The sequence below is a fragment of the Microbacterium koreense genome, assembly GCF_042677105.1.
Classification (GTDB): Bacteria; Actinomycetota; Actinomycetes; order Actinomycetales; family Microbacteriaceae; genus Microbacterium; species Microbacterium koreense.
On record NZ_JBHTIM010000001.1, the window covers coordinates 559,662 to 575,763 of the forward strand.

At 64.5% G+C, this 16,102-nt stretch carries 15 protein-coding genes and 2 tRNA genes; 10 read left to right on the plus strand and 7 right to left on the minus strand.

All coding sequences use genetic code 11. From position 1 onward, the window contains the following. Nucleotides 1-868: 868 nt before the first annotated feature. From ACFQZV_RS02540 to rpmH, 7 genes are all read right to left on the minus strand, one after another. A complete protein-coding gene (locus ACFQZV_RS02540) occupies nt 869-1,375 on the minus strand; it encodes a hypothetical protein (protein WP_378752975.1) in 507 nt (168 codons plus the stop codon). Nucleotides 1,376-1,653: 278 nt separating this feature from the next. After that, nucleotides 1,654-2,310, minus strand: coding sequence for a 16S rRNA (guanine(527)-N(7))-methyltransferase RsmG (gene rsmG, locus ACFQZV_RS02545; protein ID WP_378752977.1), 657 nt, complete (start codon nt 2,308-2,310; stop codon nt 1,654-1,656). Beyond that, complete coding sequence (locus ACFQZV_RS02550; RefSeq protein ID WP_378752979.1) at nt 2,303-2,818, minus strand: Jag family protein; 516 nt, start codon at nt 2,816-2,818, stop codon at nt 2,303-2,305. Before ACFQZV_RS02550 ends, rsmG begins: the two co-directional genes overlap by 8 nt. 14 nt (nt 2,819-2,832) lie before the next feature. Then, nucleotides 2,833-3,978 (minus strand): membrane protein insertase YidC, encoded by a 1,146-nt coding sequence (yidC, locus tag ACFQZV_RS02555; protein WP_378752981.1) that lies wholly within the window; start codon nt 3,976-3,978, stop codon nt 2,833-2,835. Between the two features lie 8 nt (nt 3,979-3,986). Then, entirely contained in the window at nt 3,987-4,343 is a 357-nt protein-coding gene (gene yidD / locus ACFQZV_RS02560; RefSeq protein WP_378752983.1) for a membrane protein insertion efficiency factor YidD, read from the minus strand. Continuing rightward, on the minus strand, nt 4,340-4,675 hold the full coding sequence (gene rnpA, locus ACFQZV_RS02565) for a ribonuclease P protein component (protein ID WP_378752985.1): 336 nt from the start codon (nt 4,673-4,675) through the stop codon (nt 4,340-4,342). Before rnpA ends, yidD begins: the two co-directional genes overlap by 4 nt. An 8-nt stretch (nt 4,676-4,683) precedes the next feature. Next, complete coding sequence (gene rpmH / locus ACFQZV_RS02570) at nt 4,684-4,821, minus strand: 50S ribosomal protein L34 (protein ID WP_064002918.1); 138 nt, start codon at nt 4,819-4,821, stop codon at nt 4,684-4,686. 317 nt (nt 4,822-5,138) lie between these two features. Between rpmH and dnaA the strand changes: the two genes are divergently transcribed. From dnaA to ACFQZV_RS02620, 10 genes are all read left to right on the plus strand, one after another. Continuing rightward, the gene (gene dnaA / locus ACFQZV_RS02575) at nt 5,139-6,566 is read left to right on the plus strand and encodes a chromosomal replication initiator protein DnaA (protein WP_378752987.1); all 1,428 of its coding nucleotides are present in this window, start codon (nt 5,139-5,141) and stop codon (nt 6,564-6,566) included. Between the two features lie 405 nt (nt 6,567-6,971). Continuing rightward, nucleotides 6,972-8,123 (plus strand): DNA polymerase III subunit beta, encoded by a 1,152-nt coding sequence (gene dnaN, locus ACFQZV_RS02580; protein WP_378752989.1) that lies wholly within the window; start codon nt 6,972-6,974, stop codon nt 8,121-8,123. Between the two features lie 79 nt (nt 8,124-8,202). Next, nucleotides 8,203-9,357 carry a DNA replication/repair protein RecF gene (gene recF, locus ACFQZV_RS02585; RefSeq protein ID WP_378752991.1) on the plus strand — a complete coding sequence of 385 codons (1,155 nt, stop codon included), beginning with the start codon at nt 8,203-8,205 and terminating at the stop codon, nt 9,355-9,357. Continuing rightward, nucleotides 9,350-9,844 carry a DUF721 domain-containing protein gene (locus ACFQZV_RS02590; protein WP_378752993.1) on the plus strand — a complete coding sequence of 165 codons (495 nt, stop codon included), beginning with the start codon at nt 9,350-9,352 and terminating at the stop codon, nt 9,842-9,844. Before recF ends, ACFQZV_RS02590 begins: the two co-directional genes overlap by 8 nt. A 122-nt stretch (nt 9,845-9,966) precedes the next feature. Beyond that, nucleotides 9,967-12,003, plus strand: a complete 2,037-nt coding sequence (gyrB, locus tag ACFQZV_RS02595) for a DNA topoisomerase (ATP-hydrolyzing) subunit B (RefSeq protein WP_378753030.1) — start codon at nt 9,967-9,969, stop codon at nt 12,001-12,003. A 121-nt stretch (nt 12,004-12,124) separates the two neighbouring features. Next, nucleotides 12,125-14,731 carry a DNA gyrase subunit A gene (gene gyrA / locus ACFQZV_RS02600; RefSeq protein ID WP_378752995.1) on the plus strand — a complete coding sequence of 869 codons (2,607 nt, stop codon included), beginning with the start codon at nt 12,125-12,127 and terminating at the stop codon, nt 14,729-14,731. After that, nucleotides 14,728-15,132, plus strand: a complete 405-nt coding sequence (locus ACFQZV_RS02605; protein WP_378752997.1) for a DUF3566 domain-containing protein — start codon at nt 14,728-14,730, stop codon at nt 15,130-15,132. The genes gyrA and ACFQZV_RS02605 overlap by 4 nt, the downstream gene beginning before the upstream one ends. A 75-nt stretch (nt 15,133-15,207) precedes the next feature. Beyond that, nucleotides 15,208-15,281, plus strand: a tRNA-Ile gene (locus tag ACFQZV_RS02610). Between the two features lie 29 nt (nt 15,282-15,310). After that, nucleotides 15,311-15,383: transfer RNA gene (locus ACFQZV_RS02615), tRNA-Ala, on the plus strand. 67 nt (nt 15,384-15,450) lie between these two features. Beyond that, the gene (locus ACFQZV_RS02620) at nt 15,451-16,086 is read left to right on the plus strand and encodes an isochorismatase family protein (protein WP_378752999.1); all 636 of its coding nucleotides are present in this window, start codon (nt 15,451-15,453) and stop codon (nt 16,084-16,086) included. Nucleotides 16,087-16,102 lie beyond the last annotated feature (16 nt).

The following is a 16,102-nucleotide window of genomic DNA, read 5'->3' on the forward strand; positions in this document are numbered from 1 at the left end:
GTTGCTCCCACTCTAACCCCGCCCTCCGACGAGCGCGCGCGCCGGTGATGTTTCACGTGAAACATTGATCTGCCAACCGCGTGAGTCCGGCCTTCGACGCGGACCGACGGGAAAGAATCCTCCTACCCGGGTCTGCGTGTGGTGGCGCGCACCCGAGGTAGGTGATCTCGAAAGCAGCGATGTTTCACGTGAAACACTCCACTGCCTCGTCACCGTCGCTCGTACGCAGAATCCCGCGCGGCTCGCACCTTCACGCGGGTCGCACCGTGACATGCCGATCGAATCCACGCGGAGACAGGCTGGAACGGTGACTGCGTGCCGGGGTCATGCGCACGTACGGAGTCACTACATCGGCAATACAATCCCGCGTTGCACTCGTGCCGCCAGGCGCGGAGAGCGGCATCCTCCGACGGGATGACCGGTTGCCCCGCTGAGCGATCGCGCGCAAATCATGCTGTTGCGCGTGTGCAACATCGCGCAACTCCTCCACGCCCGAAACCTTGCCACGATGGTGGCGCCGCGACGATCGACGCTCGCGCCCGATCTCACGGCGGCAAGCCGCGCATGTGCAACACACACAATCGTCGCGGATGTTTCACGTGAAACGTGCCCTTCAACGGCGATCGGCGCCGTGAGGGTGTGTCTGCAGTCTCTCCGCTGAGACCCGTGCCCGTCTGGTCGAGTGAGGTCGACGGGTCTCGGTAACAGGGACTCACGGACGAGCACGAGGAGCGAATCCGGCCGCTGCTCCCGTCGAGCGAGAGCAGGCGGTGTCATCGATTCGACAAGCCCACCATCGCCTACCGCTCAAGCCTCAGCATGTGCGACCTTCTCGGCTGGACACGCCTCCTGACAGGCGGCTCATCGGCTACCCTGCGCGCGGCGTCAGGTCGGGACGAGCACGCGCGAGATCGTCCTGGACCGCAGTCAACTCGACGACATCGGCGAGGATGACGAAGTACCCTCGTCCGTCCTTGACGCGTAGGCCGATACCGGGTCCCCGGCGATTCACGAATGCCAAGACGCGGCCGGAGGCGATCCTGAGACCGATACCGGAAAACTCCCACGGCGAGGCGCTCTGACGGAAGTCCACGGACGCAAGGGCCTGGTACTCAATGCGTCGCGACACGAGAGGCCAGTATTTGAGCGTCAACCCGCCGGCGTCGCTCTCGATCCAATGGGAGGCGAACGCCAACGGCCACATGCAGATCACCATGAGAACGAACACGATGATCAGGGGCCACGGGTTCCCTTCGGGATCGGCGAACTCGCCGGGGATGAACACCGCGGCGATCAGTGGCGCAAGAAGCAGGGTCGCTCTCACCCAGACCGTCAGATGGACCCGTCGGGTCCTCCAGCCGCTCTTGTCACTCATCGGCTCTCCATACGTCGTCACGCTCCACGTCCACCCTCGCAGACCTACGCGGTCGAGTCGCCCTTCCGAAATGCGCCTGCTCCAGTACAACAACTCATGGGACACGCACCAGAGAGCCTCTCTCAGCCTGCGTCACAGCGATCAATCGCGGGAGCGAAGTTCCCCTGCCCGTTCGAGCAGCGGGTCAGTGAAGATCAACCATTGTGCGGGTGAGCGCGCCAGGCATGTTTCACGTGAAACATCGGGCGCGCGGGGTTCCTGAACGGCGCCCTACACGCTCACGCGCGTGCGCGTACCGTTCCGCGCACGACACGCGTCGGCTCGTCGAGCAGTTCCGCCCCGACCATCTCCACCCGAACGTCCGTGACGGAGTGTTTGCGCAGCTGGTTCTGCGCGGCCTCGATTTCTCCGGGAGCTCCGGCGCCCTTGAGAAGATTCAGCTCGCCACCGTCTCGAACAAGGGGAGCGGTCAGCGGAACGAGTGTCCGCAGCGCGCTGACGGCTCGCGCGGTCACCGCATCGAACACGGGTCCCTCGCGCCACTCTTCGGCTCGCGCCCGCACGACCGTGACGTTCTCGAGGCCGAGAGCAGTCACCTGCTCGCGCAACCACGTCACGCGCCGTTCCATCGGCTCGATAAGGGTGAACTCGGCGTCTGGTCGCGCGATCGCCAGAACCAGTCCAGGAAGACCGGCACCCGAACCGACATCAGCCACCCGTCCTGAGAAGAGCGGCGCAGCCACGGCGCTGTTGAGGATGTGGCGCGTCCACAGGCGGGCGGGCTCGAGTGGCCCGATGAGTCCGCGTTCTTCGCCGTGCGCTCCCAGCGCTGCGGTGAACCGGCGCGCGAGATCGATGCGGCCTCCGAAGATCTCCGCCGCGACCGTCGGCTCCGGTTCGATCACCGGCGATGTTTCACGTGAAACGTCAGCCACGCCGGATCACGGTGTGACGGTCAGCGCCCTCGCCGTAGGACTCCGAGATGAGTCCCCGCTCCGCGACGACATCATGCACCAGCTTGCGCTCATAGCTCGACATCGCGGGCAGCGATGCCTGGGATGCGCCGTCGTCGAGCCGCGCGATCGCACGGTCGACGAGCGCCTCGAGCTCACGTTGCCGCGCATCGCGCGAGCCGCCGATGTCAAGAATGAGGCGCGAGAAACGGCCGGTCTTGTTCTGTACGGCGATGCGCGTGAGTTCCTGAAGCGCCTGCACGGTGTCGGGGTCGGCGAGCAGATCGACCGAGCCCTCATCCGGCGCTTCGACGGTGACGTATGCACGCCCCGCTCGCACATCGAGTGTGAGATCGCCGTCGATGTCGGCGATGTCGAGCAGACCTTCGATGAAATCGGCGGCGACGTCCGTCTCTTGTTCGAGCTGCTCAGCCGTCGCCGGCGTGCGATCCGAAGGCGCCGCTGAGCGCGTTTCAGGGGTGGTGTTCATGATTCTCCTCGCCGCTACTTCGCGCCATCGGACGGTGAGCTGCCGCCGGAGGACCCGGACGAGCCTCCGTTGCCGCCCGGCTTCTGGTTGCCGCCGGGCTTCTGGTTACCGGTCTTCTTCTTCGCGCGCTGCTTGCCGATCGGCTGCTGACGCTTGGGAGCGGCCGCTTTCGCCTTCTCGGCTTCTTCGAGCAGACGCTGCTGTTCGGCCTCGTACTTCTCCATCGACACGACCTTGCCGCTCGAGTCGATGGCCTTGCCACGCCGCGCCAGCCGCTCTTCGCGCGCCTTGGCGGCATCCGAACCGGGCGTCGGCATCTCGCGGATCACGATGAACTGCTGACCCATCGTCCACAGGTTCGACACGAACCAATAGATGACGACGCCGAGCGGGAAGAAGACACCCGAGAAGATGAAGGCCAGCGGCAAGACGTAGAGCATGATCTTCTGCATCTGGTACGCCTGGCCGGTCTTGGCCTCGGGGGACAGGTTCTTCGAGATGATCTGCAGCTGCGTGAAGAACTGCGACGCGATCATGAGGACGACGAGGATGACGAGGATGACGATCGCCACGACGTTGCTGCTGTTGATCGCGTCGATCAGCGTCTCGTGGAGGGAAGCGACTCCGAAGAGGCTCGCGTCGTAGAACTCCTGCGTGAGCTCGTTGTTGAGCAGACCCACGCCACTGAACGTGGGGTCGGAGCCGATCTTCTGCACGTCGTTGAGCACGCTGAACAGTGCGAAGAACACAGGCATCTGCACGAGGAGCGGGAGGCAACTGGCGACCGGTGTGGTGCCGTGCTTCTTGTACAGCGCCATCGTCTCGCGGCTCATCGCCTCACGAGACAGTTGGTCGCGCTTCCCCTTGTACTTTTCCTGAACTTTTCGCAGTTCAGGAGCGATTTCCATCATCTTTCGCTGGCTCTTGATCTGCCGCACGAAGAGAGGAATCATCGCGGAACGCACGACGAGCACGAGCCCGACGATGGCGAGCACCCAGGTGAGGCCGTCAGCCGGCGGCATCCCGATCGCCGTGAACAACCAGTGCCAGCCGACGAGCACGAGCTCAACGAGCCACTTCAGCGGCCAGAGGATCGTACCGATGAGGTCGAAGCCGCCCCCGGCGTCGGGCGCCGGTGTTGCGGAGAGCAAGAGATCCATACCGTGGATCAGTCCTTTCCGGTGGGTGCAGGCACAACGAACCCGTGAGGGGTCAGAGCATGCCGAAAGTTCGAGTGTGCAGGCACGTCATCGACGCCGCCTTCGGCCCAGGGGTGGCAACGCGCGAGCCGAGCCGCAGTCAAGGCCGCACCTTTGACGGCGCCGTGCTGCTGAACCGCACCGACGGCGTAGGCCGAGCATGACGGATAGTACTTGCACACGTCTCCGTAGACGTGCGAGATGGTCGCGCGGTAGGTGTGGAGCAGTCCGACGACGAGATTGCGGGGAGCAAGGGGGACACTGCGCAGAGCGTCGGATGCCGCGAACCTGGCGTCTCCCAGCGCGTATGCCGGCAGGACGCTCACGCGGCGGCCCGCCGGGCGAGGCAACGGTTCACGTCATCGCGAAGGTCGCCGAAGGTCGCGGTCGCCGCACTCGGAAGAGCGCGGATGACGATGTCGGCGTCGGGACGCACATCCGGCAGCGCCGCGGCACACACGGCCTTGAGCCGTCGGCGCACCGTATTACGCACGACAGCCCCGCCCACCTGCTTGCTCACGATGAATCCGAACCGTGGCGTCGACGCAGATGACGGGGTCACATAGGTGACGGTGTGCGCTCCGGCACACCGTCGACCACGACGGACGACGGCCTTGTACTCCGCTCCACGCGTGAGACGGTTCGGCCTCGCCAGCACGACTGCGGTCAGGCAGACAGCTCGGTGCGGCCCTTGGAACGACGAGCCGACAGGATCGCGCGGCCCGCGCGGGTACGCATACGGGCGCGGAAGCCGTGCTTCTTGGCGCGACGACGGTTGTTGGGCTGGAACGTACGCTTGCTCATGAGATCACTCCGGATGAGGGTGTCTCCGACACAGCATGTGGCGTATGGGCCGAAGACGACGATGAGGGGGACCTGCCCGAAAGGGCATAAGTCAACCGATTAAGGTTACGTCGGGACCCCTGAGAACTCAAACCGGCGCACGCTGCGCTGCATTATCCCCACCCCAGCGATACCCCTGGCAGTGACACGCGGGGCGCGCCTACAGTGGAGTTTGCTCCGGAGACACACCCTGACTAGCGTGGCTCCGGCAGTTATCCACAGGTCGAACGCGAAGTTCCCGCGGCATCCGTTGGATTCATCAACACCCCGGGGGGTCCATGTCCGCGCACGCTCATCCCGACGTACCGGTCTGGTCGCTCGTGCTCGATGCTCTGGGCACCGACGACCGGATCACACCGCAGCTCGAGGGCTTTCTGAACCTCGCCGTTCCCCAAGGCGTCATGAGCGGCACGCTCTACCTCGATGTGCCCAACGACCTGACGGCCGCACAGTTCACGAAGCGGATGCGGGCCCCGATCCTCGAAGCCCTCACCACCGCAGCCCCCGACGGCGACGTGACGAACTTCCGCGTCGTGGTGAACCCCGAACTGATCGACGCACATCTGTCGGCTCCGACACCGGCGGAATCCGCGGCGCCGGCGAACGCGATCCAGACGATCCCGCGCTCACCAATGGAAGAGACGCCGGAGACCCCGGTGGGGATCGCGCGCAGCGACACCCGCCTCAATCCGAAGTACACCTTCGACAGCTTCGTAATCGGTCAGTCGAACCGCTTCGCCCATGCCGCGGCAGTCGCCGTGGCCGAAGCTCCCGCCAAGGCCTATAACCCCCTGTTCATCTACGGCGACTCAGGCCTGGGCAAGACCCACCTGCTCCACGCCATCGGGGACTACGCGATCAACCTCTATTCGGGCATCAAGGTCAGGTATGTCTCGAGCGAGGAATTCACCAACGACTTCATCAACTCGATCGCGAACAACCGCGGATCCGCATTCCAAGCGCGCTACCGCGACGTCGACATCCTCCTGATCGACGACATCCAGTTCTTGCAGGGTCGCGCCGAGACACAAGAAGCGTTCTTCCACACGTTCAACACGTTGCATGACCATGACAAGCAGGTCGTGATCACCAGCGACGTTCCCCCGAAACACCTGACCGGCTTCGAAGACCGCATGCGCAGTCGTTTCGAGTGGGGCCTGATCACCGATGTGCAGGCACCCGACCTCGAAACGCGCATCGCGATCCTTCGCAAGAAGGCGCAGTCCGAACGCCTCCACATTCCCGACGAAGTGCTCGAGTACATCGCCACCGTGGTGTCCTCCAACATCCGAGAGCTCGAAGGTGCGCTCATCCGCGTCTCCGCGTTCGCCAGTCTCAACCGCTCCACCCTCGACATGTCGCTGGCACAGACGGTGCTGCGCGACATCGTCGATCAGGACGACGCGAACGTCATCTCGCCGACCGACATCATCAGCGCGACGGCACAGTACTTCAAGCTCAGCGTCGACGACCTCTACGGGTCGAGTCGCTCCCAATCCATCGCGACGGCACGCCAGATCGCGATGTACCTCTGCCGGGAGCGCACCAGCCTGTCGTTGCCGAAGATCGGTCAGCTCTTCGGCAACCGAGACCACACGACCGTCATGTACGCGTACAAGAAGATCAGCGAACTCATGAAGGAGCGCCGGTCCATCTACAACCAGGTCTCCGAGATCACCTCGCAGCTCGGTCGGGGCGGTCGCTGACCCAGGTTCGGCGTATTCCTTTCGGCGTTCTTGACAGAACCGCGCCGAAGGCCTCATCATGCGTTCTTCACAGTGTGCAAAACCTGTGGATAACTCGATTTCGCTGTCGAGAGTCTGTGAACGAACGACGACAACTTGTGGACGACGCGATGACCCCCGCATCCGGGACAACGGATTCCTCCGCAGCGGTTCCACATCTCACACGAATGTGATTTCCCACTCCCGACTGGGATCGCGCAAGTTATCCCCAGTTTCCACAGCGGTTAACACCATGACAGATCTCTCTTCAATGAAACCCGGTCCGATCACCTTGGGGATGCGGCACACGTTCGGAGAGCCAGATCTGGCGCATCCATCTCTGGGCACTAGCATGAGTACTCCCAGTCCGACGTCAAGGGAGCCTTCGTGAAGTTCCAGGTCAATCGCGATGTGTTCAGCGAGGCCGTCTCGTTCGTCGTCAAGCTCCTTCCGCAGCGCAATCCGCAACCGATCCTCGCCGGCGTGCTCATCGAGGCCTCCGACAGCGGCTTGTCGCTCTCCGCGTTCGACTACGAAGCATCCGCGCGCACGACGATCGAGGCGACCGTCGACGAGCCGGGCACGATCCTCGTCCATGGCCGACTGCTCTCCGAGATCGCAAGCCGTCTGCCCAACGCACCGATCGAGATCACGGTCGACGAAGAAGACGGCATCCTGCTGACCTGCGGCTCCGCACGCTTCACCCTCGCATCGATGCCCGTAGCGGAGTACCCCGCGATCCCCGAGGTCACGGGCGATTCCGGGCTCGTGCCCGCCGAGGATTTCGCAACGGCCATCGCCCAGGTGGCGTTCGCGGCGTCGCGCGATGATGTCACTCCGGTGCTCACGGGTGTGCAGCTCGAGGTCACCGGCACCACACTCAACCTCGTTGCCACCGATCGCTACCGTGTCGCGCTGCGCGAGATTCCATGGGACGGCGGGTCTGCGGCATCCGACGAGACCACCACCGCGCTGGTTCCCGCGCGCACCCTCACCGAAGTCGGAAAGACCTTCGCCCACAGTGGCGAGATCCAGATCGCGTTCTCGGGATCCGGCGACCGCGAGATCATCGCCTTCACGGCCGGCAACAAGACCGTGACGTCGCTTCTGATCAAGGGGAACTTCCCGCCGGTGCGTCGACTTTTCCCCGAGGCGACCGACCACCACGCCGTCGTCAACACCGCCGAACTCGTCGAGGCCGTGCGGCGTGTGTCGCTCGTGCTCGACCGGTCCGCACCGTTGCGGTTCACGTTCACGAACGAGAGCGTGTCGATGGATGCTTCCGGTACCGAGCAGGCGCGCGCGACCGAGTCCGTTGACGCGACGCTCGCCGGTGACGACGTCACCCTCGGTCTGAACCCGCAATATCTGCTCGAATCGCTCGGCGCGGTCAAGAGCGAGTTCACCCGCATCACGTTCACGTCGAGCGACAACGCGAACAAGCTCAGCCCGGTGTTGGTCACCGCGCAGACGTCGGTCGACAAGGCGGGTTCGGACTCGTTCAAGTACCTGCTGCAGCCGAACCTGTTGTTGCGCTGATCACGATCACCGCTCGAGCCACCTCCCTGCGCGGCGCGCGCCGCGAACATGTGTCGTCGGCCGTCATTAGGCTTGTCCGGTGATCGTGGAGCACCTGAGCCTCGTGGACTTCCGCAACTATGCGGTCGCCGAGGTCGCGCTCGGTCCGGGCCCGAACGTCTTCGTCGGCCGCAACGGTCAAGGAAAGACGAACTTGGCGGAGGCGATCGCGTTCTTCGCCACTCTCGGGTCGCATCGTGTATCGAATGACGCGCCGATGGTGCGTCATGGTGCGGATGCCGCGATCGTGCGCGCGCGACTGGTCCACGGCGACAGGCACGTGCTGCTCGAGGCGCAGGTCAACCGGCAAGGGTCCAACAAGGCGCGGGTCAACGGCGCGGCGGTGAAGCCGGCAGAGTTGCCGCGCTATGCGCAGGTGGTCTTGTTCGCCCCCGAAGATCTGCAGATCGTGCGCGGCGATCCCGGCTCGCGTCGACGTTTCGCCGATCAACTGCTCGTCCAGCGAGCACCGCGCATGGCCGGGGTGCTCGGCGACTACGACCGGGTGCTCAAACAACGCACCACACTTCTCAAATCCGCGCGGGCGCGCGGCGTGCGTGGCGACGGATTGGCAACGCTCGATGTCTGGGACGACAAGCTCATCGCCCTCGGCACGGAGGTGATCCGCGCTCGGCTCGCGCTCGCCGATGACCTCCGGCATCCACTCGTCGCGGCGTACACGGCGATCGCCGGCGCGGATCATCAGCCCGAGGCCGATTGGTCGCTCTCCATCGGCGGGTCCGACCCTGAAGAGGATGCGGATGCCGCTCCCGTCGACGCGGCTGACGACATCGAGGCGGCGTTCCGGCAGGCTCTGTCGGCTCGGCGGTCTGCCGAGCTCGAGCGCGGCCTGACACTCGTGGGCCCGCATCGCGACGACCTCGTACTCCGCGTGCGCGGCCTGCCGGTGAAGGGATACGCGTCGCACGGTGAGTCATGGTCGGTCGCTTTGGCGCTTCGCCTGGCATCCGCCGAACTGCTGCGCGCAGAGTCGCGCCTGGGAGATCCCGTTCTGATCCTCGACGATGTCTTCGCCGAGCTCGACGCCGATCGCCGGAAACGTTTGGCTGGGCTGGCCGCGGGGTACGAGCAAGTGGTCGTCACTGCCGCAGTCGACGCCGACATCCCCGATGAGCTGCGCGCGCGACTCGTCCGTGTCGATGCGGGACGGATCGTGGAGGATGACGATGCCTGAGCCCGTCGACGAGACCATTCCCGAAACCGTCGCAACGTATCTGCGCCTGCGAGGACTTCCGCCCTCGGCGCGCGCGTACCGGCGAAAGCGTCGTCGTGTCGTCGACGACGACGAGATGCCCTTCGCCCCCGGGCGCGACCCGAAGGGCGTCGGGGATGTGCTGGCGTCCCTGACCCGCGAGGCCGGATGGGACTCCCAACTGGCACGGGAGGACCTCGTTCTCGCGTGGGCGGACGTCGCCGGCGAGGACACCGCGCAACACACCCGTCCGGTCGCATTCCAGGAGGGGACGCTGACGGTGCAAGCCGATTCGACGGCGTGGGCGAAACAGCTGCAGATCATGCGATCGCACATCCTGTCGGAGATCCTTCGACGCTTCCCGGAGGCCGGCGTGACAGCGGTGCGGTTTCTGGGGCCGGACGTCCCCTCTTGGAAATGGGGTCCTAGAGCGATTCCAGGGCGCGGCCCGCGCGATACCTACGGTTGAGCCACGTCATCGGGTCTCGAACATGATTTCGTCGCGCCAGACGGGCGTAGAACGCGCGAAAGCGGATGCAACTCGGTAGACTGACCGGGCACCTCGACATCGACTGGAGCGCCGAGAGACCTATGACGCCTGAGAACCCCGAGAGCGTTCCCGAAGAACCCACTCCCACGCCGCCGGCGACCATGGGCGAATACGGAGCAGATGCCATTCAGGTGCTCGAGGGGCTCGAAGCAGTCCGCAAGCGCCCCGGCATGTACATCGGTTCGACCGGACCGCGTGGTCTGCACCATCTGGTCTATGAGATCGTCGACAACTCCGTCGATGAGGCACTCGCCGGATACTGCGACACCATCACGGTGACGATTCTCCCCGACGGTGCGGTCCGCGTCGTCGACAACGGCCGCGGCATCCCCGTCGATATGCACAAGACCGAGGGCAAGTCCACGGTCGAGGTCGTTCTGACGGTGCTGCACGCGGGCGGAAAGTTCGGTGGCGGCGGATACGCCGTCTCGGGCGGACTTCACGGTGTCGGATCGTCGGTGGTGAACGCCCTGTCCACCCGGCTCGACGTCGAGGTCGCCCGACAGGGATACGTGTGGCGCCAGTCCTACCGCGACGGCGGGATGCCGCAGGCCTCGCTCGAGCGGGGGGAGGAAAGCACGCAGACCGGCACCACGATCACGTTCTGGCCGGACGACACGATCTTCGAGACCGTGCACTTCGACTACGACACGCTCCGCACGCGATTCCAGCAGATGGCGTTCCTCAACAAGGGGCTTCGCATCGACCTGCGCGATGAGCGGCCCGATTCGGCTTTCGACGAGGAAACAGAGCCCGGCGAGGTCGTTCTGCAGCAGCCGAACGACAGCTTCCTCTACGAGCGCGGCCTCGTCGACTACGTCGAGTACCTCAACCATGTGCGCAAGGCCGACCACGTGAACGACGAGGTCATCGCCTTCGAGTCCGAAGACACTGATCGCAAGATCGCTCTCGAAGTGGCGATGCAGTGGACGACGAGCTACACCGAGAACGTCTTCACCTACGCGAACACGATCAACACGCACGAGGGCGGCACCCACGAAGAAGGGTTCCGCGCCGCGCTCACGACACTCGTGAACAAGTACGCGCGCGGCAAGGGGCTTCTCAAGGAGAAAGACGACAACCTCTCGGGCGATGACGTGCGTGAGGGACTCACCGCCGTGATCTCGGTCAAGCTCTCCGAACCGCAGTTCGAGGGACAGACGAAGACCAAGCTCGGCAACACCGAAGCCAAGGCGTTCGTGCAGAAGGTCGTCGGCGACCAGCTCGGTGACTGGTTCGACCGCAACCCCGACCAGGCCAAGCGGATCATCACGAAGGCGATCGAGGCGGCGACCGCCCGAATGGCCGCCCGCAAAGCCCGCGAAACCGCGCGCCGTAAGAGCGTTTTCGAGTCCGCGGCGATGCCCGACAAGCTGAAGGACTGCACGAGCAAGGACCCCTCGATCAGCGAGATCTTCCTCGTCGAGGGAGACTCGGCCGGTGGCTCGGCCGTCCAGGGGCGCGATCCGCACACCCAGGCGATCCTGGCGCTGCGGGGCAAGATCCTCAACGTCGAGCGCGCGCGCCTCGACCGAGCGCTGGGAAACAAAGAAGTCCAGGCGATGATCCAGGCCTTCGGCACCGGCATCGGCGAAGAGTTCGATATCGAGAAGTCGCGGTACCACAAGATCGTGCTGATGGCAGATGCCGACGTCGACGGCCAGCACATCACGACGCTCTTGCTCACCATGCTGTTCCGCTACATGCGCGGGCTCATCGAGGCCGGCTATGTCTATCTGGCACAGCCGCCGCTGTACCGATTGAAATGGTCGAACTCGGCTCACGAGTACGTGTTCAGCGACCGCGAGCGGGACGCGCTCCTGGCCGATGGGCTGACCAACGGAAAGCGCATCCCGAAGGACAACGGCATCCAGCGGTACAAGGGCCTCGGTGAGATGAACGCCAAGGAACTGTGGGAAACCACGATGGACCCCGAAACCCGCACGCTCAAGCAGGTCACGATCGACGATGCGGCCGCGGCCGACGAGATCTTCTCGATCCTCATGGGCGAAGACGTCGAATCCCGCCGCGGATTCATCCAGCGAAACGCCAAAGACGTCCGCTTCCTCGACATCTGAACACCGATGGTCGTGGGCGATTCGTCGCGCTTCATCTGCCCACGACCGACACTCCGCCCACCGACCACGAGTCGGATGAGCGGGCACCGAAGCGGCGAAACACGACGCGTGGAGAATACGAATGACTGACGAAGAGCGTCCCGACCCGGCCGCCCTGCACAACCACGGCCACATCGACCAGGTCGATCTGCAGGCCGAGATGCAGCGCAGCTACCTCGACTACGCGATGAGCGTCATCGTCGGGCGGGCGTTGCCCGATGTGCGTGACGGACTCAAGCCCGTGCATCGGCGTGTGATCTACGGCATGTACGACGGCGGGTTCCGCCCCGACAAGTCGTTCTCGAAGTGCGCGCGCGTCGTCGGCGAGGTCATGGGTCAATATCACCCGCACGGCGACTCGCCCATCTACGAGGCGCTCGTGCGGCTGGTCCAGCCGTGGTCGATGCGCTACCCGCTCGCCCTCGGACAGGGCAACTTCGGTTCGCCGGGAAACCAGGGCGCCGCCGCTCCGCGGTACACCGAGACGAAGATGGCTCCGCTCGCGCTCGAGATGGTGCGCGACATCGAAGAAGACACCGTCGACTTCCAGGAGAACTACGACGGTCAGACGCAGGAACCGACGGTTCTGCCGGCACGGTTCCCGAACCTGCTGGTGAACGGCTCGGTGGGTATCGCGGTCGGCATGGCCACCAACATCCCACCTCACAACCTTCGTGAGGTTGCGTCGGGCGCACTCTGGGCGCTCGAGAATCCGGAAGCGTCGAAAGAAGAGCTGCTCGACGCGCTCATGGAGCGCATCCCCGGCCCCGACTTTCCGACTGCCGCGCAGATCCTCGGAACGAAGGGGATCAAAGAGGCATACCGCACGGGCCGCGGGTCGATCACGATGCGTGCGGTCGTCAACATCGAAGAGATCCAGGGCCGCACGTGCCTGGTGATCACGGAGCTCCCGTACCAGGTGAACCCCGACAACGTCGCGGTCAAGATCAGCGACCTTGCTCGCGAAGGCAAGATCACCGGTATCGCCGACATCCGTGACGAGACCTCGGACCGCACGGGCCAGCGCCTCGTCATCGTGCTCAAGCGCGACGCCGTCGCGAAGGTCGTGCTCAACAACCTGTACAAGCACACGCAGTTGCAGGACAACTTCGGCGCGAACATGCTGGCGATCGTCGACGGCGTTCCACGCACCCTGCCGCTCGACGGGTTCATCTCGCACTGGATCGAGCACCAGATCGAGGTCATCGTCCGGCGGACGCAGTTCCGCCTGGCCAAGGCCGAGCGCCGCATGCACATCCTGCGCGCATACCTCAAGGCGCTCGACGCGCTCGACGCGGTCATCGAGCTGATCCGTCGCTCGCCCACCGCCGATGAAGCGCGCGAGGGCCTGAAGGGTCTGCTCGACATCGACGACGACCAGGCCGTCGCGATCCTCGATCTGCAGCTGCGTCGACTCGCGGCCCTCGAACGCCAGAAGATCCTGGACGAGGCGCAGCAGCTCGAAGCGCAGATCGAAGACTACAAGGACATCCTCGCTCGTCCCGAGCGTCAGCGGACCATCATCCACGAAGAGCTCACCGGCATCGTCGACAAGTTCGGTGACGACCGCCGCACCGAGATCCTCCACGGATTCGACGGCGACATGTCGATGGAAGACCTCATCCCCGAAGAGGAGATGGTCGTCTCGGTGACGCGCGACGGATACATCAAGCGCACCCGCAGCGACAACTATCGTTCGCAGCACCGCGGCGGGCGTGGGGTGAAGGGCGCGCAGTTGCGGGCCGACGACGTGGTCGAGCACTTCTTCGTCACGACGACCCACCATTGGCTGTTGTTCTTCACGAACAAAGGTCGCGTCTATCGGGCGAAGACGTACGAGATCACCGAAGCGGGCCGCGACGCGAAGGGTCAACATGTCGCCAATCTGCTGGCCCTGCAGCCGGGCGAGGAGATCGCGCAGATCCTCGACATCCGGGACTACAACGTGGCGACCTACCTCGTGCTCGCCACCCGACGCGGTCTCATCAAGAAGACCCGCCTCGACGAGTACGACACCAACCGTCAGGGTGGCATCATCGCGATCCGTCTGCGCGGCGAGACGATCGAAGAAGACGACCCCGAAGAGGCCGAGAACAGCGGTCCCGACGAACTGGTGAGCGCACTGCTCATCGACGAGGGCGAAGACATCCTCTTGATCAGCCGGCACGGCATGTCGTTGCGGTTCTCTGCGACGGATGCCGCACTCCGCCCCATGGGCCGCTCCACTTCGGGTGTGAAGGGCATGTCGTTCCGAGACGGTGACAGCCTGCTGTCCGCATCGGTCGCCCACGACGAGGGATACGTCTTCACCGTCACCGACGGTGGGTACGCCAAGCGCACCAGGATCGACGAATACCGCGTGCAAAGCCGCGGTGGACTCGGCATCAAGGTGGCCAAGCTGAACGATGATCGTGGGGTTCTCGCGGGCGGTCTGATCGCCTGGGAGGGTGATGAGATCCTTGTGGTTCTTGCCAGCGGCAAGGTGGTACGCTCTGCCGTGGCCGAGGTGCCCGCCAAGGGTCGCGACACCATGGGTGTCGTGTTCGCCCGCCTCGGCAATGACGATCGCATCCTCGCGATCGCACGAAACGGCGAACGCGGCCTCGACGAAGCCGCAGAGGCGGACGACACCCCCGCTTCGGATGCAGACGCTTCCCCCGAGACTCCTGAAGAAGGTTCAGACGCATGAGTACGGTAGCCGACAAGCTGGCCAAGAAATCGAGCCACAAGACGAGCGCCAAGCAGGTTCGCCTGCGCCTGGTGTACATCGACTTCTGGTCGGCGGTGAAGCTGTCGTTCCTCGCGGCGATCGCCGTCGCGATCGTCACGGTGGTGTCGTTCGTGGCGATCTACTTCGTGGTCACGGCGACCGGTCTGGTCGACCGCGCCGACGAGTTCTTCGCGAGCTTCTCAGACGGCAGCATCCTGCTGTCGAACTTCGTCAGCCTGCCGCAGGTTCTGGCGTTCTCGGCGGTCGTCGCGATCCTGAATCTCATCGTCGTGACCGTGCTCGGTGCGGTCATGGCCGGCATCTACAACCTGGCGGTCAAGGTGACCGGCGGCCTGCTCGTCGGGTTCACGTCGAACTGATGGCGCCCGATTCGTCAAATTCCTGACGGGTCGGGTAAAGTCTTGGAGGTTGACGGCGCGAAAGCGCCGGATAACGGGGCTATAGCTCAGGCGGTTAGAGCGCTTCACTGATAATGAAGAGGTCCCAGGTTCAAGTCCTGGTAGCCCCACCGGTTCCCTTCCCGGGAATCACCCGCGCGGGGCCTTAGCTCAGTTGGTAGAGCGCCTGCTTTGCAAGCAGGATGTCAGGAGTTCGAATCTCCTAGGCTCCACAGTCATCTCATCCGCGCACGGTCGTTTCGACCGCTGTGCTGTGGTCTCCCACCGTAGGCTGTGGCCATGTCTGCACCCCGCCGCGCCCTGGTCGTGATCGATGCTCAACTCGAGTACTTCGACGGACTACTGCCGATCCAGCACCCGGACCGTGACACCTCGATCGGCAACATCGCGGCGGCAATCGACACGGCGCACGAGCACGATCTCGCTGTCGTCGTCGTGCAACATGCGTCACGGGCGGGCTCACCCGTCTTCGCACCGGATGCTCCGACCTTCGCGCTTCACCCGCGCGTTGCCGAGCGTGTGACCGACGGCGACCACCGAATCACGAAGTCATACGCGAGCGTGTTCGAGCACACTGGACTGGTCGACTGGATGCGCGAGCACGACATCGACATCGTCACGCTCACCGGATACATGACGAACAACTGCGTGCTGGGTTCTGCAGCGGATGCGGAACCGCTGGGGTTCTCTATCGAAGTGCTGTCGGATGCCACCGGCGCGATCGATCTGGTCAACGATGCCGGGCGTGCATCAGCCCGTGAGGTGCATGAAACCGTCATGGCACTCCTGCACTCGAATTGGGCGGCGGTGGCGACCACCGCCGCCTGGCAGGAAGCGGTCCTCTCGGGAATCCCTCTCTCCCGGGGGAACCTCCTCGACTCCGCACAGCGCGGCCGCGCCGACTTCGCTCGGTGAAGGACGATCCGTACCT